General features: G+C 58.1%; 18 protein-coding genes. 11 read left to right on the top strand and 7 right to left on the bottom strand.

The window, feature by feature from the left end; all coding sequences use genetic code 11:
• Positions 1-4: 4 nt before the first annotated feature.
• Both murI and LG300_RS04280 read right to left on the bottom strand, forming a co-directional pair.
• On the bottom strand, positions 5-802 hold the full coding sequence (murI, locus tag LG300_RS04285; protein ID WP_404377160.1) for a glutamate racemase: 798 nt from the start codon (positions 800-802) through the stop codon (positions 5-7).
• A 215-nt stretch (positions 803-1,017) separates the two neighbouring features.
• Entirely contained in the window at positions 1,018-1,563 is a 546-nt protein-coding gene (locus LG300_RS04280; protein ID WP_404377159.1) for a hemerythrin domain-containing protein, read from the bottom strand.
• A 238-nt stretch (positions 1,564-1,801) separates the two neighbouring features.
• Between LG300_RS04280 and LG300_RS04275 the strand changes: the two genes are divergently transcribed.
• Entirely contained in the window at positions 1,802-3,127 is a 1,326-nt protein-coding gene (locus tag LG300_RS04275) for a replication-associated recombination protein A (protein WP_404377158.1), read from the top strand.
• A gap of 46 nt (positions 3,128-3,173) precedes the next feature.
• Here LG300_RS04275 and lolA read toward each other — a convergent pair whose 3' ends face one another.
• Together lolA and LG300_RS04265 are read right to left on the bottom strand one after the other, a co-directional pair.
• The gene (gene lolA, locus LG300_RS04270; protein ID WP_404377157.1) at positions 3,174-3,830 is read right to left on the bottom strand and encodes an outer membrane lipoprotein chaperone LolA; all 657 of its coding nucleotides are present in this window, start codon (positions 3,828-3,830) and stop codon (positions 3,174-3,176) included.
• A 148-nt stretch (positions 3,831-3,978) separates the two neighbouring features.
• Positions 3,979-7,221, bottom strand: a complete 3,243-nt coding sequence (locus tag LG300_RS04265) for a DNA translocase FtsK 4TM domain-containing protein (protein ID WP_404377156.1) — start codon at positions 7,219-7,221, stop codon at positions 3,979-3,981.
• A 117-nt stretch (positions 7,222-7,338) separates the two neighbouring features.
• On the opposite strand from LG300_RS04265, the gene aat reads away from it, so the two are divergent.
• From aat to infA, 3 genes are all read left to right on the top strand, one after another.
• A complete protein-coding gene (gene aat / locus LG300_RS04260) occupies positions 7,339-8,088 on the top strand; it encodes a leucyl/phenylalanyl-tRNA--protein transferase (RefSeq protein ID WP_404377155.1) in 750 nt (249 codons plus the stop codon).
• A 32-nt stretch (positions 8,089-8,120) separates the two neighbouring features.
• Positions 8,121-8,855, top strand: a complete 735-nt coding sequence (locus LG300_RS04255; RefSeq protein WP_404377154.1) for an arginyltransferase — start codon at positions 8,121-8,123, stop codon at positions 8,853-8,855.
• A gap of 138 nt (positions 8,856-8,993) precedes the next feature.
• Complete coding sequence (gene infA, locus LG300_RS04250) at positions 8,994-9,212, top strand: translation initiation factor IF-1 (RefSeq protein WP_007111068.1); 219 nt, start codon at positions 8,994-8,996, stop codon at positions 9,210-9,212.
• A gap of 237 nt (positions 9,213-9,449) precedes the next feature.
• Here infA and clpA read toward each other — a convergent pair whose 3' ends face one another.
• From clpA to LG300_RS04235, 3 genes are all read right to left on the bottom strand, one after another.
• Entirely contained in the window at positions 9,450-11,726 is a 2,277-nt protein-coding gene (gene clpA, locus LG300_RS04245; RefSeq protein ID WP_404377153.1) for an ATP-dependent Clp protease ATP-binding subunit ClpA, read from the bottom strand.
• 154 nt (positions 11,727-11,880) lie between these two features.
• Positions 11,881-12,189, bottom strand: coding sequence for an ATP-dependent Clp protease adapter ClpS (gene clpS, locus LG300_RS04240; RefSeq protein WP_404377987.1), 309 nt, complete (start codon positions 12,187-12,189; stop codon positions 11,881-11,883).
• A 384-nt stretch (positions 12,190-12,573) separates the two neighbouring features.
• Complete coding sequence (locus LG300_RS04235) at positions 12,574-14,808, bottom strand: NADP-dependent isocitrate dehydrogenase (RefSeq protein ID WP_404377152.1); 2,235 nt, start codon at positions 14,806-14,808, stop codon at positions 12,574-12,576.
• Between the two features lie 293 nt (positions 14,809-15,101).
• Between LG300_RS04235 and LG300_RS04230 the strand changes: the two genes are divergently transcribed.
• The 7 genes from LG300_RS04230 to LG300_RS04200 all read left to right on the top strand — a co-directional run bounded on the left by LG300_RS04230 (position 15,102) and on the right by LG300_RS04200 (position 21,203).
• A complete protein-coding gene (locus LG300_RS04230; RefSeq protein ID WP_404377151.1) occupies positions 15,102-15,761 on the top strand; it encodes a pseudouridine synthase in 660 nt (219 codons plus the stop codon).
• On the top strand, positions 15,758-16,228 hold the full coding sequence (locus tag LG300_RS04225; protein ID WP_404377150.1) for an NUDIX hydrolase: 471 nt from the start codon (positions 15,758-15,760) through the stop codon (positions 16,226-16,228). Before LG300_RS04230 ends, LG300_RS04225 begins: the two co-directional genes overlap by 4 nt.
• Before the next feature lie 73 nt (positions 16,229-16,301).
• The gene (mnmA, locus tag LG300_RS04220) at positions 16,302-17,459 is read left to right on the top strand and encodes a tRNA 2-thiouridine(34) synthase MnmA (protein WP_404377149.1); all 1,158 of its coding nucleotides are present in this window, start codon (positions 16,302-16,304) and stop codon (positions 17,457-17,459) included.
• Complete coding sequence (hflD, locus tag LG300_RS04215; protein WP_404377148.1) at positions 17,456-18,094, top strand: high frequency lysogenization protein HflD; 639 nt, start codon at positions 17,456-17,458, stop codon at positions 18,092-18,094. The genes mnmA and hflD overlap by 4 nt, the downstream gene beginning before the upstream one ends.
• A 62-nt stretch (positions 18,095-18,156) precedes the next feature.
• Positions 18,157-19,542 carry an adenylosuccinate lyase gene (purB, locus tag LG300_RS04210; protein WP_404377147.1) on the top strand — a complete coding sequence of 462 codons (1,386 nt, stop codon included), beginning with the start codon at positions 18,157-18,159 and terminating at the stop codon, positions 19,540-19,542.
• Between the two features lie 50 nt (positions 19,543-19,592).
• The gene (locus tag LG300_RS04205; RefSeq protein ID WP_404377146.1) at positions 19,593-20,774 is read left to right on the top strand and encodes a JmjC domain-containing protein; all 1,182 of its coding nucleotides are present in this window, start codon (positions 19,593-19,595) and stop codon (positions 20,772-20,774) included.
• 3 nt (positions 20,775-20,777) lie between these two features.
• Entirely contained in the window at positions 20,778-21,203 is a 426-nt protein-coding gene (locus tag LG300_RS04200; protein ID WP_404377145.1) for a GNAT family N-acetyltransferase, read from the top strand.
• Positions 21,204-21,338 lie beyond the last annotated feature (135 nt).

Below are 21,338 nucleotides of genomic sequence, written 5' to 3'. Positions count from 1 at the left end.
CTGCCTAGCAGGCATCGGGCAGTGCGAGCGGCTGTGGTGCGTGAAAGCCGTAGCGGGCGAAACCATCGGCCAGCGCTTGGGCGGGCGCGGTAGTAAAGCAGCGGCCATCGTGGGTGCTGCTGACTAGCGTGACCGCCACTTGCCCAACCCGGCGGGCAATGGCATCGCCGGAATCCACCCAGGCGATGGGAGTTGGGGCGAGCGTGACCAGCAGCGGCTGCAGCAGCGGAAAGTGGGTGCAGCCAAGTACGACGGTATCCAGCGCGGGGCTCTTCTGGGTGGCTTGCCATAGCGGCGCCAGCGCCTGCTGAATGCGCGGTGCGTTCAGCGGTGCCCCAGCCAGCCACGCTTCGGCTTCAGTGACCAGGGCATCGGCCGCTATTTTGGTCACCACGCAGTCGCTGGCAAAACTGTCGATTAACCCTTGGGTATAGGGGCGGTTCACCGTGGCGGTGGTGGCTAACAGGCCAATATGGCGCGATGTGCTCATCAGCGCTGCCGGTTTAATCGCGGGTACGGTGCCAATCACGGGAATCGCCAGCGCTTGGCGCAGCCCTTCCAGGGCCAGCGTACTGGCGGTATTACAGGCCACTACCAGTGCGCTGGCTTGGCAGGCTTCAACCGCTGCCCGGCACACCTTCACAATGCGCTTGGCGAGGGTTGCATCATCGCGCAGGCCATAGGGTAGCCAAGCATTGTCACAGGCGTAACACAGGGCGGCGGCTGGATAGTGCTGGCGCAGCGCATGGGCCACGGATAGCCCGCCCACGCCGGAATCAAAAATCAGTATAGGCCCTGACATTACCCCCACCTACCCAGTCCGTTATATTGAAACCCACGCTATTAAAACCAGCGTTCTTGAAACCAGAGCTCTTGAAACCAAGGCGTTAATACCCGCACTGCTTAGGCTGGCCCTGTGCTTCACTCCCCGCCAGCCGCCCATAAAAACGGGGCGTTAGTTTAACACGCCCCGTTAGGCTCAAAAGGGTTCACGTTTGAAAGAGTGGCAGGAAAGCGCTATAGCACTGGAACCTCGGCACCGCACAGTTCAGCGTATAGCTCTGGATAGGCCATTTGCAGGCGCTCCAGCTCTTTTTCAGCGCCTTCGGGCAGCGCTTGGCGCAGCTCCTCCATATCCTCTTCGTTGAAGTGCTTGTCAATCAGCGGGAAAAGCCCCTCCCGCTCGTGGCGCAGATAGCCCCGGTGGGCTTCCAGGTATGCTTTTAAATCATCCGCGAAACGATCCATGGGCAGGATGTTATCCATCAGGATCATGTCGATATCCTGGGACAGACGCATTAAGCGCGGCTTTAGCTCGCGATAGTCGCTCGCCATTTGCTCCATCAGCGGAAGATGCTCCGGCGCCTGAGTTTTGAGCCGTTCAACACAGATTCGCTCAAGAGGAGTAGCAAAACCATCCATGTAGGACAAAATGTAATCGACTACCTCACGCATCAGCTGAAAGTCAGGCCGCTCACCTTTGGCCAAGGTTTTATGCTTTAACTGCAGCACATGGAGCATTCGCGCCATGTTGGCATGATCTAGACGCAATTGGTTTAACATCGTGCCGTCTCCTTCGTAAGTGTCATGCCTGCCGCTCTCCCTACAGAGCATTAGGCACGCGATCATGAGCTGGGTTCTACTACACTAGCGTTAATCCTTGCCTTGCGCCTCTATGATGACTAACGCTGGTGGGCGCTTCTTATCGTTATGCCACAAGGTAGTCTGACGTTACCCTATTTACCACAGACACTTATTAAGCGTTAGTTGTTCAACGCCCCGATTTACAACGGAAGTTTATATGGATCTTTTTGAAGCCACTCCAGGTGAAGACGCCCCGCTGGCCTTTCGTATGCGCCCGTTAACGCTGGATGAGTATATTGGCCAACAGGCACTGGTAGGGCCGGATAAGCCGCTGCGCCGCATGGCGGAGTCGGGCGTGGTGCGCTCAATGATTCTGTGGGGGCCGCCAGGGGTAGGCAAAACCACCTTGGCGGAGCTACTGGCTCGCGCATCGGATACCCATCTTGAGCAGCTAAGCGCAGTGATGGCTGGCGTAAAAGAGATTCGTTCGGTAGTGGAGCGCGCCCGACAGCGCACTTCTCCCACGCTTCTCTTTTTAGATGAGATTCACCGTTTGAACAAGAGCCAGCAGGATGCACTGCTGCCCCATGTGGAGTCCGGCCTGTTAACGCTGATTGGTGCCACCACTGAAAACCCCTCGTTCGAGGTGAATTCGGCGTTGCTCTCCCGCGCACGGGTCTATGTGCTAAAACCACTGACCCGGCAAGAGCTTATCCAGGTAATGGAGCAAGCGCTGACTAATATCCAACGCGGGCTAGGCAAACGGGCTATCGATGTGGAGCCTGGGGTGCTGGAGGCCCTTGCCCACGCCAGCGCGGGGGATGCACGACGGGCCTTGGGGCTACTGGAAACCGCCTGTGACTTTACCGAACAGCACAATGGCCGCGAAGTGCTGTGCGAAGCGGTACTGGCGGATGTTATCGGTCATCAGACCAGCGCGTTTGATAAGCAGGGCGATGCTTACTATGACCTGCTATCCGCCATTCATAAATCGATTCGCTCCTCTCGCCCAGACGCTGCGCTACTGTACATGGCGCGCTTTATCCAGGGCGGCGGCGACCCGTTGGATATCGTGCGACGCTTAACCGCCATTGCCTCGGAAGACGTGGGCAATGCCGACCCGCGCGCCCTGCCGCTCGTCATCGCCGCTTGGGATGCCTATTTGCGCCTGGGCGATTATGAGGGCCAGCGGGCGATTGCCCATGCGGCGATCCACTTGGCAGTGGCACCTAAAAGTAACCGCATTGACCGCGCCTGGAAAAGCGCCCAGCAGTTTGTCCAGCAGCAGCCCCAGGTGGAGGTACCCACCTACCTGCGTAATGCCCCTACCAAGCTAATGGAGCAGTTAGGCCACGGCGAAGGCTACCGCTATGCCCACAACGAGCCGGAAGGCTACCCAGCGGGCAGCGCTCACGACTGCTGGCCTGAGGAAGTGCCTAAAACACGATTTTACGAGCCCAGCCCGTTTGGCCAGGAGAAGCGGTTTGGGGAAATCATGGCCTGGCGGGAAAACCGCGACCAGGAAGCAGATCAGGCACCCTAAGGCGCCTGATAAACTGCATTAACACGGTGAAGTAACCATAGGAGAGTTAAAGCTCTTCGCGGATAACATCGGTGCCTTCAGGAATCTGGAAATCAAATAGGCCACGATCAATGCTGCCATTGCGAGTAATGTCGCTGAAGGTGATGGCGGTGCGCTGGCCGGTGCTGTCCATCATCCACAGCTCGGTCAGGGTCTGGCCTTCAAAGACCATGCTCAGCTCTTCAAACAGCGTATCCGCCAGCGTAGGAATCAGCGTAAAGACATCATCGCCGTCCTGCTGCTCGTAAAACACATCGTAACTGGCGGTTAGCTCATCGGCGCTCCCCGAGAGCAGCAGCGCGGGCGTGTGGGTAACACGGTCATCCATCGCTTGCACGGTGACTTGCTCAAGGTCTGGATCGTAAAGGTAGACATCCTCGCCATCAGAGACCACGGTTTGCGAATAGGGCGCTTCGACTTCCCAACGCAGCATACCAGGGCGCGATAGCCACATTTCCCCACGGGCGCTTTGCAGGCGTTCACCGCCACCGTCCAGAATTTGCTGCTCAAAGGTCGCGTGGTAGTTTTCCAGAGGGTCCAGGCGCTCGGTGAGCTGTTCTGCGGCCTCGTTGGCCCACGCTGTCATCGGTGCAGCAAAGGTTAACCCGAGCGCACTGGCGGCAAGTACCAACGCAGGTGAGCGACGGTTAGAGGGTTCGCGCATGTTCTTTCTCCCTAGGCATTCATTGCCGAATAGCGGACGAGGCAAGGAGCGTAAAGACGTTCCGTGTGCCTCTCAGACGCAAAAAGCGCCGCAGGGTTTCGCCTGCGGCGCGACTTTCACGCTTATTGCATGATTGGTAGAGGCACGTTTAGTGGCCCACCGGCGGCGGTGCCAGCACTTCGCGGGCACCGTTGGTGCCCATGGAGGAGACAACGCCTGCACCCTCCATAGCTTCAACCAACCTTGCCGCGCGGTTGTAGCCAATTTTGAAGCGCCGCTGTACGGCAGAGATCGAAGCCTTACGGGTTTCGGTGACAAACTGCACCGCTTCATCGTAGAGCGCATCCTGCTCAGCATCGTCGCCATCGACGCCTTCCGCTTCAAGCCCGGTCAGTGCATCCGCCGAGACACCGCCGGACAGAATCTCTTCGATGTACTCAGGCTCGCCGCGACGTTTCCAGTCATCGACGACGCGGTGGACTTCATCATCGTCCACAAAAGCACCGTGCACCCGGTTGGGCGGCCCGGAACCGGCGGGCAGGTAGAGCATATCCCCGTGGCCCAGCAGGCTCTCGGCACCCCCTTGGTCTAGAATGGTGCGCGAATCGATCCGCGAGGAGACCTGGAAGGCCATCCGCGAAGGGATGTTCGCCTTGATCAAGCCAGTCACCACATCCACCGACGGGCGCTGGGTGGCAAGAATCAGGTGAATACCGGCAGCCCGCGCTTTTTGTGCCAGACGTGCAATCAGCTCTTCGACCTTTTTGCCGACGATCATAAACATATCGGCAAACTCATCGATGACCACCACGATATAGGGCAGCTTCTCCAACACCGGTGGCGTTTGGTGCATCTCCCAGGGCTGCGGCTCCCATAATGGGTCGGCCACCTGGGCACCAGCGCGTTCGGCTTCATCGAGGCGAGCGTTAAAACCGGCAATATTACGCACCCCCATCGCCGCCATCAGTTTATAGCGGCGCTCCATTTCCGCCACGCACCAACGCAGGCTGTTGGCCGCCTCTTTCATATCGGTGACCACCGGCGCCAGCAGGTGCGGTATGCCGTCATACACCGATAGCTCCAGCATCTTGGGGTCGACCATGATCAGCTTGAGCTCATCGGGCTTGGCCTTCAGCAGCATGGAGATCAGCATCGCGTTAACCCCCACCGACTTACCCGAACCGGTAGTACCTGCCACTAGCAGGTGGGGCATTTTGCCCAGGTTCGCGACCACCGGGCCGCCGCCAATGTCCTGGCCCAGCGCCATCGTCAGCGGCGAGCTCTCCTGCTGGTAGCGGTCGGAGTCGATCACTTCTCGCAGGCGAATCATCGCGCGGTGGGGGTTAGGAATTTCAATACCCACCGTGGGCCGCCCAGGGATGACCTCGACTACGCGAACGCTTTTCACCATCAGCGAGCGGGCAAGGTCTTTTGCCAAATTGCTGATCTTAGAAACTTTCACCCCGGCGGCGGGCTTGATCTCGAAGCGTGTAATTACCGGACCAGGCCAGGTATCCACCACCTCGGCTTTAACACCGTACTCCCGCAGCCGCACTTCCAGTAGTTCTGCCATATCGGCGAGCTGCTCATCGGTATAGTTCGGCTGATGCGGCTCCGGCGGCGTGAGTAGCTGCAAGCTGGGCACTTCGCCTTCCGGCTCCGGCAGTGTTTCAAACGCCGGGCGCTGGCTCTGCAGGTGCTCCACCGTCCAGAGCGTAGGGCCGCTCTCTGCCTCTTCTTCTACTGGCTCGGTCGAGAACGTTGGCTCATGGCGAGAGCTGGCAGACACAGGCGCAATGGGCCTGACGGGCAACTCGTCGTCATCCTCGTCCCACACCGGTTCAGGCACCACTTCCGGCACACGTTCCCGGCGCGGCTCGGCCGTTATGGGGGGCGCTTGGTAGGTCGGTTGGCGCTCGTCGCTGCGTGGCGGCAGCGGCTCAGCAGGTTCCGGTTCCGGCTCTGGGCGGCTGGTAAACGCGGCGGAGGCCGATGGCTCAGTAGTTTCCTGTTCCCGCTCATCGCGCGTTGCACGCAGCGGCACAGAAGCTGCATAGGGCTCACGCTCCTGCTCATCTTCAACCCGCTGCGGCTTATCGCTACTCAATTCCTTGGTAGGCTCATTGGTAGGCACCGGCTCGGGGGTTTCAGCTGGCACTGGTGTTGCAGGCTTAGGCGCTGGCACTTCCTCGGCTGCCGACTCTGGCTCTTGCGCTGGCTCAGGCTCTTTAGCGGATAGTGGCATTAGCGGTTCGCTGGGTGCTTCCGGCGCCTGCGTCTTGGCAGGCGCTGACGGAGTCGCTTCTGGCTCGGCCACCCCCGCCTCCGTCGCGCTACGGGGCTGCGTCTCATGACGCTCGCCCAATATGGCGGCAGCCTCCCAGGGAATGGAGGTATCCGTCTCCGACGACTCCAGCCCCCCTTCACGCACTTCTTCCGGCGCCGAGAAGCTGGGTTCACGCCGCTCACGACGCCCTGACGGTGCGCGCTCACCTTCCGCCTCGTGATCCTGCTGTGCCACTGTTTCGTTGGCACGGGCGGCTTTGCTAACGGCTGGCGTATCCTCTTCGCTCTCTACCGGGTCGGTGCTGATATCGCTAGGCTCGGCCCAGGAGCGCTGCTTCACTTTCTTGGAGGCCGCTTTGGCGGCTGCCCTGACGGCGGCACGTTCGGCACGTTTTTCGCGTTTTTTAGCGCGGCGAGCGCTGAACCACCCACCGATGCGGCATAGCCTTCTGCCAATTTCGTCGGCCACCTGCAGCCACGACATACCGCTGAACAGAGGGAAGCCAATCAGTAGCAGTGCGGCGGCAATAAGGCCTACGCCGCCACTGCTTACTAGCGGCTTCAACGTTCCGACAAGCCCTTCGCCTAAAATGCCTCCCGAGGCATAAGGCAAAATGCTGTCGGGGTGATAAAAGTGCAGTGCGCCTAGCATGGTCGTGCCGAACATTAGCAGCACTAACCCGCCTGCCCGCACGGCAATGGCAATGGGGTCTAACTCAAAGCGTACCTGGCGTGAACGCATCAACCACCAGGCTGCGTAACCGAACATGCCTGGCCACCATAGGGCGCTTGCCCCGAGTAGCGAATAGAGCACATCGGCAAGCCAGGCGCCGACCGGCCCCATCCAGTTGCGTACGTCGGTTTCAGGCCCTTGATATGACCACCCCGGGTCGGCTGGGTGATAGCTAAATAGCGCCAATAATAAAAACACACAGAGCGCTAGCATCACCACCACCACCCCTTCGCGGGCGGCCCCTTGCAGGCGCAGGCCAAACCGGCGCGCCTTATCCTTTGCGGCGTTAACCCGCTTCGATGAATTAGAGCTAGATGGTGACTGGCGCGACTGTCGCTGCGTTCGCTTGTCTACCGCCTTATTTACTTTCAAGCGATTCTCCCTTTACACCGCACGGTGTCTTTAATCCACTTGCGAGTTTGCATCATACCGAGCATCCTTCTGCCGTCACAGCGCTTCCATGGAAGCCATCAGCAACAGGAGCAAGCGATGCTACCTTGGCTCTCATCGCCACACCCTTACTTTCCTTCTACCGAGCAGGCCCTGGAGACGCCTAACGGCCTCCTGGCCGCCGGTGGAGAGCTTACACCAGCCTGGCTGGTAGACGCTTACCGGAAAGGGATATTTCCTTGGTATAGCGACGATGACCCCATTTTATGGTGGAGCCCCGACCCACGGATGATACTGCTGCCGGAATATTTTAAACGACGCCGCAGCCTGGCTAAACGGCTGCGACACGGTGGCTTTAGCGTGACCCTGGACCAACGGTTCGCCCAGGTAGTCGAGGCGTGCGCCGCCCCGCGTAAACACGAGCCGGGCACCTGGATCAATGCCGACATGCGCCATGCCTACCAGCGCCTGCATGAGCTTGGTATTGCCCATAGCGTAGAAGTTCACCATAGCGGCGAACTGGTTGGCGGGCTCTACGGGCTGGCTATGGGCCCCGTGTTTTTTGGCGAGTCCATGTTTTCACGCCAACCCGATGCTTCCAAGGTAGCCCTTGCCCACTTGGCGGGAGCGATGCAGGCACATGGCGGTAAGCTTATTGATTGCCAAATGCATACCCCGCACTTGGCCAGCCTAGGTGCGACAACAGTCGCCCGCCGCACGTTCATCAACTATCTTGAACAGTGGTTGCCAGAAAAGGCTTTTAGCTTACCATTATCCGCACATCAGACGCCTTCCGTACCTGCTTCACCGTGGCTTGCGGCGATACCTTCAGGCGTTGATGCGGAATAACCGCGTCGTTTGTTCAACCAAGGAGGCAAGCCGTGAGTAGTAACGCTCCTCGCCGCCCTGTGCGGGATTTGCGCTTCTTCCTAACTGTCCCCCACGCCTGCAGCTACCTGCCGGGCAAAGAGGCGACAACGCTATTTCTCGACCCCCAGGAGTCGCCGGTGCCTGGGGTGTATGACTCTCTTTCACTGCTTGGGTTTCGGCGTAGCGGACGCCACTTATACCGCCCCCACTGCGAGGGTTGCAATGCCTGCCGGTCAGTGCGTATTCCAGTGGGCGAGTTTAAGGCCAACCGCACCCAGCGGAAAATTTGGCACCGTAATGCCGATATCGACACCCGGGTTATCGCCGCACGTTTCGATGCCTCCCACTACGCGCTGTATGCCAACTATATTCGCCAGCGTCATGCGGACGGAGATATGTATCCGCCTAGTCGCGACCAGTACCGCACCTTCTTAACGCTAGAAGAGCCCTACGCACACCTGTTGGAAATGTATTTGGAAGGCGAGCTGGTAGCCGTGGCAGCGTTTGACCAGCTAGAGCATGGCCTGTCCGCGATTTATACGTTTTTCAGCGTCGATGACACGCTGGAGAGGCGCTCGCTGGGCACCTTTGCTATTTTAAAGTTGATTGCGTTATGCCAGGAAAAAGCGCTACCGCACCTGTATCTCGGGTACTGGATCGAGGAGTGCCGTAAGATGCGTTACAAGCAGGCGTTTTCGCCTATTGAACTGCTGGATGGGCGGCATTGGCGCCTTTTAATTCGCTAAACCGGCCAGCTTTTTTGCCTTGATGGCGGGCTTACGGCACAATATAGCGCTGTTTCTTAGGCGAGCAGGTTTGTGCCAACGCTTATTGAAGCAATCATTCGACTAACCACGATGTAAAATAAGTGAGGATCTGCCTATATGGCACGCGAAGATCATATTGAAATGGAAGGCGTTATTGTTGATACCCTTCCCAACACCATGTTCCGGGTTGAGCTGGAAAACGGCCACGTTGTGACCGCCCACATCTCTGGCAAAATGCGTAAAAACTACATCCGCATTCTGACCGGCGATAAGGTTAAGGTAGAGCTGACGCCCTACGATCTCTCCAAAGGCCGTATTGTTTACCGCTCGCGCTAAGCCTTGATACTGCCCTCAAGCTACATCTATCAGCTATGTCTATAAGCTACGTCTGTTCGCAGAAACGCCCTATGGCTGTAGTACCGCGTCACGGTTAGTGCCATGTAGCTGTTAGTACCAGCTGTTAGTACCGCGTAACGGCGCCGCTCCCTGGAAACGACAACGCCCCGTCGAAGACAGGGCGCTGTGCGTTAGTAGGTAGTTAAGCCAGACACTTGTGGGTACTTAGCGCCCTTTTCAGGGCGCGTCTGCCATCTCCGACTCGGTGGTCAGGTGCAGCTCACCCTCCTCCAAGCTGACGTGCACGATACCACCGTGCTCTGCCAGCTCACCGAACAGAATCATCTCTGCTAGCGGTTTCTTGAGCTTCTCCTGGATTAAGCGAGCCATCGGCCTTGCCCCCATATCCGGGTCGTAGCCTTTCTCAGCCAGCCAATCCCGCGCCATGTCGTCCACATCCAGCTGTACGCGCTTCTCGTCTAGCTGCGCTTGCAGTTCGATCAGGAACTTATCGACCACATTACGCACCACCGAGGTGGGCAGCGCATGGAACTGAATAATGCCGTCCAAGCGGTTGCGGAACTCTGGAGAGAAGGTCCGGCGAATCACTTCCATCGCATCGGTAGAGTGATCCTGGTTCTGGAAGCCGATGGAGCGACGCGACGCCTGCTCGGCCCCTGCGTTAGAAGTCATAATCAGGATTACATGGCGGAAGTCCGCTTCGCGGCCGTTGTTATCCGTCAGGCGACCATGATCCATGACCTGCAGCAGCAGGTTAAACACTTCAGGGTGTGCTTTCTCAATCTCATCCAGCAGCAGTACGCAGTGCGGCTGCTTGGTAACGGCCTCGGTTAACAGGCCGCCCTGGTCGTAGCCCACATAGCCAGGAGGCGCACCGATCAGGCGCGATACGGTGTGGCGCTCCATGTACTCGGACATATCGAAGCGCACCAGCTCAATGCCCATGATATGCGCCAGCTGCTTGGCCACTTCCGTTTTACCCACGCCCGTCGGGCCTGCAAACAGGAAGCTACCCACCGGCTTATCGGGGGATTTCAGCCCCGCACGGGACAGCTTAATTGCCGCCGACAGCGTATCGATGGCCTCATCCTGCCCGAAGACCAGCATCTTCAGATCGCGATCCAGCTTCTCAAGCAGCTTACGATCCGAGCTGGATACGCTCTTCGGCGGAATCCGGGCAATCGAGGCAACCACCGCTTCCACTTGCTCTACATCGATAGTGGTAGCGCGCACTTCTGGAGGCAGCATGCGCTGGTGCGCGCCCGCCTCGTCAATAACATCAATCGCTTTATCCGGCAGGTGGCGGTCGTTAATGTAGCGATCCGCCAAGCGAGCGGCACTCTCTAGGGCACCATCGGTGTACTTCAGCTCGTGGTGCTCTTCAAAGCGCGAACGCAGCCCTTTGAGGATCTTGATGGTGTCTTCCACCGAGGGTGCTAGCACATCGACCTTCTGGAAGCGACGCGCCAGGGCACGATCTTTCTCGAAGATACCGCGAAACTCCTGGAACGTGGTCGAACCGATACAGCGCAGCTCGCCCGAGGAGAGCAGCGGCTTGAGCAGATTGGACGCATCCATTACGCCACCCGATGCGGCACCCGCGCCGATGACCGTGTGAATCTCATCAATAAACAGCACAGCATTGGGCTGTTTACGCAGCTCGCTTAGCAGGCTTTTGAGGCGTTTTTCAAAATCGCCCCGGTACTTGGTACCCGCCAGCAGCGCGCCCATATCCAGTGAATAAACCACCGCGTCGGCAATGACCTCTGGCACATCCTCTTCGACGATTCGTTTAGCCAAGCCTTCGGCAATGGCGGTTTTACCCACCCCTGCCTCACCCACCAGTAGCGGGTTGTTTTTACGCCGGCGTGCCAGAATCTGCACCACCCGCTCAAGCTCATGGTCACGGCCAATCAGGGGGTCGATTTTACCCTGGCGTGCCTGCTCGTTGAGGTTGGTAGCGTAGCCGGTCAGCGGATGCGCGGCCCCTTCGGCACTGCCCTCTTCCGCATCCTCGCTCTCCTGTGAAGAGGGCGAAGGCGAGGGACCATGCCCGGAGACTTTGGAAATACCGTGGGCGATGTAATTCACCGCATCGACCCGCGCCACGCTCTGCTGTTTGAGGAAGTAGACTGCTTGGCTCTCCTGCTCGGAAAAGATCGCCACCAGCACGTTAGCGCCGGTGACTTCGCTTTTACCGGAGGATTGAACATGGAATACCGCACGCTGCAGCACGCGCTGGAAGCCCAGCGTAGGCTGCGTTTCACGGTCACCCTGACCTTCTGGGATCAGCGGTGTGGTCGAGTTAATGAAATCCTGCAGATCGGACCGCAGCTTATCGAGGTTTGCCCCACACGCCTTCAGCACATCAACCGCAGAGGCGTTGTCTAGCAGCGCCAGAAGCAGATGCTCAACGGTCATGAATTCGTGGCGCTTAGAGCGAGCCACGGTGAAGGCCGTGTTCAGGGTCAGTTCAAGTTCTTTGCTCAGCATGGCAGTCCCCTTTTCGCTACTACCTAGGGCTTATCGCCACCTAGGGCTTGCGTCGGATCAGTTTAATCGACCGGCACTTTCAACATCGGGTACAAATGGCGTGGTTGCAAGCCCCTGCGCTACTTTTTTTCAACGCTGCTCATTTTCAATACGCTTAATCAGCAGCTTCGATATCACTCATTAGCGGGTGCTCGCATTCACGGGCATACTCATTGACTTGATAGCTCTTGGTTTCAGCTATATCCCGGGTAAAAATGCCGCAGGTTGCTTTCCCCTGGGTGTGTACCGCCAACATCACCTGCACGGCTTTTTCGCTATCCATATTAAAAAAGCCTTGCAACACTTCGACGACAAACTCCATGGGAGTGTAGTCATCGTTATGCAGCACTACTTTATAAAGCGGTGGCTGTGCCAGCGCCGGCTCAGCCGGTTGCACTGCTAAATCATCGTCATGCTCAGGCATGCCAGGGCGTGTCATGCCTGCATGTAAAGTGACCGCCAAGTATGGGCTTTCTGTATTAGGCATAAGCAGCAAGGATCATCTTTTCTCGGCTAATGGGCGATGTCTTACACGTGGGTGCCATCATACGGTGCTTAGCGAATACTTAATCGACCAATATTACACCCAGTCGCTACTAGACTCCGCTCACACCAGGCTCTTTTCACACCAGACTCTGTTCACACCTGATTCGGTTGTACACACATAATCTGCTGTATAAGACGCGCGCCATCAACAAGGGTTCATGAAAAACTCAAAATTATCACACTGGGCAAAACAAAAAACCCCTGCCTGCAAAGCAGGCAGGGGGTTGAGCCGCACGCGGTGCGTGGCTAAACGCGGGGCACTTTAGCCTTTGGCAACCATAGCCAGCGCGTCGTTCAGCGTTTTGCTCGGGCGCATGGCCTGGCTGGCCAGCTCACCGTTCGGGTGGAAGTAGCCTTGGATATCCACCGGCTGCCCCTGAACGCTGTTGAGTTCGTCCACGATAGCCGCTTCGTTGGCTTTCAGAGTTTCAGCCAGACGAGCAAACAGCGTCTTCATTTCGACATCCTGATCCTGGGCGGCCAGCGCTTCGGCCCAGTAGAGTGCCAGGTAGAAGTGGCTGCCGCGGTTGTCCAGCTCGCCCACTTTACGCGACGGTGACTTGTTGCTGTCGAGGAATTGGCCGTTGGCTTCATCCAGCGCTTTGGCTAGCAGCGTAGCGCGGGCGTTACCGAAGGTGCTGCCCAGGTGCTCAAGCGACGCCGCCAGAGCCAGGAACTCGCCCAGAGAATCCCAGCGCAGGTGGTTCTCTTCCAGGAACTGTTGAACGTGCTTCGGTGCAGAGCCACCGGCACCCGTTTCAAACAGGCCACCACCGTTCATCAGCGGTACGATAGAGAGCATCTTGGCGCTGGTGCCCAGCTCCATGATCGGGAACAGGTCGGTCAGGTAGTCGCGCAGTACGTTACCGGTGACGGAGATGGTGTCTTCGCCTTTGCGGATACGCTCCAGGGAAACCTTCATGGCGTCAACCGGGGCGAGAATACGGATATCCAGGCCAGCGGTATCGTGATCCTTCAGGTAAGTTTCGACTTTCTTAATTAGCTGTGCGTCGTGGGCGCGGTTGGCGTCGAGCCAGAACAGCGCCGGGGCACCGCTATCGCGAGCACGGGTAACAGCCAGCTTCACCCAGTCTTGAATCGGCGCGTCTTTGGTCTGGCACATACGCCAGATATCGCCTGCTTCTACCGTGTGGCTAAACAGCGTTTGGCCTGAATCGTCAGTGACCACAACAGTCCCGTCGGCAGGCATTTGGAAGGTTTTATCGTGAGAGCCGTACTCTTCGGCTTTCTGTGCCATCAGGCCAACGTTAGGTACGCTGCCCATGGTGGTCGGGTCGAAGGCACCGTGCTGTTTGCAGTCTTCGATTACCGCCTGGTAAATGGTGGCATAGCAGCGGTCAGGGATAACAGCCTTGGCATCCTGCAGCTCGTCATTCGCGTTCCACATCTTGCCAGAATCACGAATCATCGCCGGCATAGAGGCATCGATGATCACGTCGCTGGGCACATGCAGGTTGGTGATGCCTTTATGGGAGTTCACCATCGCCATGGCCGGACGCGTTTGGTAGAGGGCTTCTACATCGCTTTTAATCGCGTCTTGCTGGTCGCTGGGCAGCTTCTCAATGGCGCTGTACAGGTCGCCAATGCCGCTATTGGGGTTGAAACCGGCACTCTTCAGCGCGTCGGCGTGCTTCTCCAGCACCTCTTTATAGAACTCTTCAACCACGATACCAAACATGATCGGGTCGGAGACCTTCATCATGGTAGCTTTCAGGTGCAGCGAGAACAGCACGCCGCTCTCTTTGGCGTCGTTGATCTGGCTATCGATGAAACTACGCAGACGGCGGCTGCTCATGCAGGCAGCATCAACCACTTCGCCAGCCTGTACTGCAAGTCCTTCTTTCAGCACCACGTTGGTGCCATCTTTTTGCTGCAGCTCAATCTTCAGCGTGCCGGCTTTTTCCATCACCGCCGACTGTTCGCTGCCGTAGAAGTCGCCTTCGCTCATATGAGCCACGTGGGACTTAGAGTCAGCGCTCCACTCACCCATGCGGTGCGGGTATTTGCGAGCGTAGTTCTTGACCGATTTCGGCGCGCGGCGGTCGGAGTTACCTTCGCGCAGTACCGGGTTAACCGCGCTGCCCTTGGCTTTGTCGTAACGCGCTTTGATGGAAGCTTCTTCGTCGTTTTTCGGCTCTTCCGGGTAGTCCGGCAGCGGGTAACCCTGGCTTTGCAGTTCTTTAATGGTCGCTTTCAGCTGCGGGCCGGAAGCACTGATGTTGGGCAGCTTGATAATGTTCGCTTCAGGGGTTGTCGCCAGTTGACCAAGTTCCGCCAGGTCATCGCTCACGCGCTGCTCATCGCTCAGAATATCCGGGAACTGGGCCAGTACACGGGCAGCGAGGGAAATATCGCGGGTTTCTACTTCAACACCGGCAGAGTCGGTAAAAGCGTCAATAATGGGTAACAAAGAATAGGTAGCGAGCGCAGGAGCTTCATCGGTGAGCGTATAAATGATCTTCGGCGTTTTAGACATTTTTGCGTTAACCTCTTTTCGGTCGCTGTGATTATCAAAAATCCTGGTCTACGCGGCTCATACAACGACTAGCCTTGCCGCGAAGCGGTTGGAGCATTCTCTATGCGCTGCCCCTATGGTCATTCGGTGGTTGCTGCGTTAACGATTACTACGCTGATGCCGACGGTGGACATAACGATGTCGCCAGTACACCTCAAACAGCTGCGCCGGATTATACCAGCGCTGCACTTTAATCGCATGAGCGATTGTCGACAAATCCTCTGCCCCTAGTTCTTGAGACAGTTTGCGAGACGATGAGCACCTTATATTTACTGTATAAACCCTACCGTATGCTCTCCCAGTTTACCGACAGCCAGGGCAGAGCCACCTTGGCGGATGTAATTAGCACCCCTGGGGTTTACGCTGCCGGGCGCCTCGATTTTGATTCAGAAGGCTTGCTACTGCTCAGCGATGACGGCAGCCTCATCCACCGTATCGCCCACCCACGCCACAAACAGCCGAAAACCTACTGGGTACAGCTTGAGGGGCAGATTACCGATGAGGCGATCCGCGCACTCAGAACGGGCATTACCCTAAAAGATGGCCCCACCCTGCCCGCCAAGGCACGGCGCATACCGCCCCCCGGCATTGCCGAGCGGAACCCAGCCATTGACCCAAAGCGCCACCCGTCCACCAGCTGGCTGGAACTCACCATTACCGAAGGCCGCAACCGCCAGGTACGCCGCATGACGGCCCATGTGGGTTTCCCAACGCTGCGCTTGGTTCGTGCGGCCATCGGCCCCTGGCAGCTTGACGACTTAGCCCCTGGCGAGTGGCGCAAGGAGACCCTGCACGCACCGCGCCCCACCAACGCTAAAAAACCCCGCACCGGACAAAAAAGCCAAGCGTTCAAAAACAGAGGAGCAAGTAACAACGCTAAGGGACGCACGAAGCCGGGAGGCCCCAGAAAATGAGTCACCCCACCCAAGTATTGGTCACCCGGCCCATCATCCACAGCACGGTAGCCTGCGTTATTCAGCAGGATGGGCGCTTTTTAATGGTGGAAGAGGATAAAGGCGGCGCGCTCACGCTCTTTAACCAGCCAGCCGGGCACGTAGAACTCGGTGAAGGCCCCGTGGCCGCAATTCAGCGCGAAGTGTTGGAAGAGACCGCCTGGCGAGTCACCATCACCGGCTACCTAGGGCTGTACGTTTTTCACACGTCTGAAGGAAAAACGTTTCATAGCCACGGGTTTATTGCCACCCCGGAACAGCCGCTCACCACGGCCATTGACCCCGCTATCGTGGCAACACACTGGCTCACCCGCGACGAGATCGCCGCACTAGACGCCGCACAGCGGCTAAGAAGCCCGCTGGTACTGAAACGCATTGACGATGCGCTAAGCGGCCGCCACTACCCGCTTGGGGTGACCCAAGAGTGAACCACTCGAAGCATCAAGCCCCCATCGTGTATAATCGCCGCCCAATTGCATACCACTTCAACCGAGGATGCCAATGACATCCACCCATGGCACAGCCACCCAGGACGCGTCAGACACCCCCACCGCGGCCACCGGCAAGGTGATTATCGGCATGTCCGGCGGCGTCGACTCATCAGTTTCCGCCCTGCTTCTGCTCCAACAGGGGTACGAGGTCGAGGGCCTGTTTATGAAAAACTGGGATGAAGACGACGGCACCGAGTACTGCACAGCCAAAGAGGATCTTGCCGATGCCGAAGCGGTTTGCGCCAAGCTAGGGATCAAGCTGCACACGGCTAACTTCGCCGCCGAGTATTGGGACAACGTGTTCGAGCACTTTCTGGCGGAGTATAAAGCGGGCCGCACGCCAAACCCCGACATCCTGTGCAACCGGGAGATCAAGTTCAAGGTATTCCTGGAGTATGCCGAGATGCTGGGTGCCGACAAAATCGCCACCGGCCACTACGTGCGCCAAGGCATCCGTGACGGTCACCCGCGCCTGCTGAAAGGCCTGGATGGCAATAAGGACCAAAGCTACTTCCTACACGCCGTACCGGAAGCCGCCATTGCCCGCACGCTGTTCCCCGTGGGCGAGTTGGAAAAGCCGGAGGTGCGCGCGCTGGCCGAGCAGCACGACCTCGTCACCGCGAAGAAAAAAGACTCCACCGGCATCTGCTTTATTGGCGAGCGCCGTTTCCGCGACTTCCTGCAGCAGTACTTACCTGCCCAGCCCGGCACCATTGAAACCCCGGAAGGCGATGAGATTGGCAAGCACATGGGCTTGATGTACTACACACTGGGGCAACGCCAAGGATTAGGTATTGGCGGCTTAGCCAACTACTCCGAAGAGCCGTGGTACGTGGCGGCGAAAGATCTCGAACGCAACGTGCTGATCGTGGTGCAAGGCAAGCACCATCCGCTGCTCTACACCAACGCCCTGGCCACCGAGCCAATGGACTGGGTAGCCGGAAAGCCGCCGGTACAGCACGGCCGCTTTACCGCAAAAACCCGCTACCGTCAGAGCGACTGCCCCTGCGACGTTACCGCCCAGGCCGATGGCAGCGTCGAGGTGGTGTTCGACGACCCACAGTGGGCGGTCACGCCCGGCCAGTCGCTGGTGCTTTACGATAATGATATCTGCCTGGGCGGCGGCGTTATCCGCGCCACCTGGAATGCCTCGGAGGCCGCTGCATGAGCGCAACCCCTATCCATCGTGCGCCCGACACCCCCGCCGCCCGCCAAGCCCTGGCGCTGGCAGGGGTATTCCAAGCCGCCAGCCTAGTCGATGAGCTGGCCCGCACCGGGCAGGTAGATACCCGCGCCTGGGAAACGCTAATCAACGCCACGGTAGACACCAATCCCGAGAGTTTTGAAGCGATCTATGGCGGCCACCCGAATAACCTGCGCCGCGGGCTGGAAACGCTTGAAGCCCTGGTAGGCCGCAAGCAGGCCAACCCGGTGGTTCTACGCTACGGCTTCTCGCTGCTGCTGTTAATGAACAAGCTGCGTACCGACCGCCAGATGATGGACCTGCTAGGCCAGAAGCTCGCCCATGTACAGGGGCAGGCGGAACACTTTGGCACCACCCACGAAAACGTCATTGCCAGCCTCGGTGAAGCCTACCAAGAGACCATCTCAACATTTAAAACGCGCATTGTGGTGCAGGGCGACCCTTCGCTGCTGCAAACCCGCATGATGCCCGAGCGGGTGCGCGCCTGCTTGATGGCCGGCATTCGCTTCGCGCTGCTGTGGCATCAACAGGGCGGGCGCCGCTGGAAACTGGTTTTCCAACGCAAGGCGCTACGCAGAGCGCTGGATAGCCTCGGCTAACTCCTGGCACCTCTATTTTCGATACCCTAATCCCCGATCTTGACCACTCTGGAAACCAAGCCATGCAACTCTCTGCTTTGACCGCTCTCTCCCCTGTTGACGGCCGCTACGGCGCCAAAGCCGCCGCGCTACGTGAACATTTCAGCGAATTCGGCCTGATCCGTGCGCGCGTGATTGTGGAAGTGCGCTGGCTGCAGCGCCTTGCCGAACACGGCCAGATTACCGAAGTTCCGCCGCTATCGGCAGAAGCGACTGCGTTTCTAGAGCAGCTCATCCGTGATTTTTCGGTGAACGACGCCGAGCGCATCAAAGAGATCGAGCGCACCACCAATCACGATGTCAAAGCGGTGGAGTACTTCCTAAAAGAGAAGATTGCGGGTCAGACAGAGCTAAACGCCGTTACCGAATTTATCCACTTCGCCTGCACCAGTGAAGACATCAACAATCTCTCCTACGGTGTGATGCTGGCGGATGGCCTTAAAGCCATGCTGCCCACCATGCACGAAGTGGCCGATGAGATTGCCAAACTAGCGATCGCCCACGCTGGCCAGCCGATGCTATCGCGCACCCACGGCCAAACCGCCAGCCCCACCACCCTGGGCAAAGAGATGGCTAACGTGGCCTACCGCCTCAAGCGCCAGCTCAAGCAGATCGAAAGCGTAGAAATTCTGGGTAAAATCAATGGCGCGGTAGGCAACTACAACGCCCACCTGACCACCTACCCGGACATCGACTGGGAAGCCAACGCGCGCACCTTCGTTGAAGGTCTGGGCCTGAGCTTCAACCCCTACACCACGCAAATCGAACCCCACGACTACATTGCCGAACTGTTCGATGCGATCTGCCGCTACAACACTATCCTGATCGATTTTGACCGCGATGTATGGGGTTACATTTCCCTGGGCTACTTCAAACAACGCACCGTGGAAGGCGAAATTGGCTCCTCCACCATGCCCCACAAGGTCAACCCAATCGACTTTGAAAACTCCGAGGGCAACCTGGGCCTCGCCAACGCGGTGATGGGCCACCTAGCGCAAAAGCTGCCGATCTCTCGCTGGCAGCGCGACCTAACCGACTCCACCGTACTGCGCAACCTAGGCGTTGGCCTGGCTTACGGCCTGATTGGCTACCACGCCAGCTTGAAGGGCATCAGCAAATTAGAAGCCAACCCGGAGCGCTTGGCAGAAGACTTGGACAATAGCTGGGAAGTGCTTGCCGAGCCGATCCAAACCGTTATGCGTCGCTACGGCATTGAAAAGCCCTACGAAAAACTTAAAGAGCTGACCCGTGGCAAGCGCATTGATCAAGCGGGCTTTGCAGCCTTTATTGATACCCTTGAGCTGCCTGATACGGTGAAAAATGAGCTGAAGGCTCTCTCACCCGCCAGCTATATTGGTAATGCGAAGGCCCAGGCCGAAGCATTGAACCAGCGGCTTGCTGCACTCTAAATAACGCCCTACGGCACCGACGTAGCGCCCACTTGAACTAGGATAACGCCATGAGTCATCACGATAAGCCACTCACCCTGCTTGGCGACTTAACGCCTGCAGACTTTCTGGCCAACTATTGGCAGCAGAAGCCACTGCTGATTCGTGGCGCTATTCCTGATTTTGTCAGTCCGATCGATCCAGACGAGTTGGCAGGGCTTGCCTGCGAACCGGGTGTGGAAGCGCGCCTTGTGGAAGAGAACGGCCCTGACGGCCCCTGGCAGGTGTCTCATGGGCCGTTTGATAACGCCACCTTTGAGCGCCTTCCAGAAGGCCACTGGAGCCTGCTAGTTCAAGCGGTCGACCACTACGTCCCCTCTATCGCCGCGTTACTGGATGAGTTCGATTTTCTGCCCCGCTGGCGGTTGGACGACATCATGGTGAGCTATGCACCGCCCGGCGGCAGCGTTGGCCCGCACATTGACCAGTACGATGTCTTTTTACTGCAGGCCAGCGGCCACCGCCGTTGGCAGTTAGGCGGCAAGCAGCCGGATAATGCGCCAATTATCCAGGGCATAGACCTGCGCATTTTGGAAAATTTCGAGATTGAACCAGACTCTGACTGGACTCTGGAGCCGGGCGATATGCTCTACTTGCCACCCGGTTGGGCGCATCACGGCGTTAGCCAAACCGACGACTGCATGACGATTTCAGTGGGATTCCGAGCGCCCTCAGCGGATGAGGCAATCACCTCCTACGCCGACTACGTAGGCGAGCAGATGTCAGACTCCCACCGCTATAGCGATGCGGGCATGAAGCCGACAGAAGAGATAGGTGAACTAGACGACGCTGCCGTTGAGCGTATGCGTCAGCTTATCCTCTCCGCCCTTGATAACCCCGAGCAAATCGCCCAGTGGTTTGGTCGAGTGATGACCCAGCCAAAATATATCGACCAAATCGTTCCCCTTGAGGAACCCATGAGCGAAACCGATCTTGTTGCTCAACTACAAGATGGTGATCCGCTGTTTCACATGCCCGGCTCTCGCTTTGCTTGGCGCAGCGATGCGTCGGGCACCACGCTGTTCGTTGATGGTGAAGGGTATGCCTGCTCGGAAACGCTGGCAAAACGCCTCTCTGACCCAACGCCCATGTATGAAGAGGTGCTGGAAATCGACGGTGCTGCCACGTTGATCACACAGCTCATCAATAGCGGCAGCCTAGGCTTTATGAGTGAAGAGGACGACGAGGAGTAAGCCGTGGAGGCGGTAACCACAGTGACATCCGGCAGCTGGGAGACGTTGGGCGAAGCGGCCTCATTAGTTCGCCGAATCGTCTTTATTGACGAACAGCGCGTTCCCCAGGAAGAGGAGTGGGACGGCCGCGACGCGGAGTGCCTGCACTTTCTGGCCACGTTGAACGGCGAGCCGGTCGGCACTGCGCGCCTGCTACCCGATGGGCATATTGGCCGCGTAGCGGTGCTCAGCAGTGCCCGAGGTACGGGTATTGGCTACCGGCTGATGGAAGCGGCCATTCAGGCTGCCCGCGAGACTGGCCACCCCCATGCCGCGCTTAGCGCCCAGCTACATGCCCTCGCCTTCTATGAACGCCTGGGATTTGTTGCCCACGGTGAGGTATTTATGGATGCGGGGATTCCCCATCGTGAGATGGTGCTCGCCCTATAGCCTGCTGACGCTTCTCCTTCCCAAGCGCCACCTCAGTGTGGCGCTTTTTTATGCCGACTTTCCTGGCAATGACGAAAAACGACTACACAAACAGGGCGTTTGGCGTAGCTGTTGTCGTCGGACTACAACGCCGTG

Origin of the sequence: Vreelandella aquamarina (genome assembly GCF_044805175.1) — a bacterium.
In the GTDB taxonomy this organism is placed as follows: domain Bacteria; phylum Pseudomonadota; class Gammaproteobacteria; order Pseudomonadales; family Halomonadaceae; genus Vreelandella; species Vreelandella aquamarina_B.
This window is presented reverse-complemented; position numbering and strand designations above follow the sequence as displayed.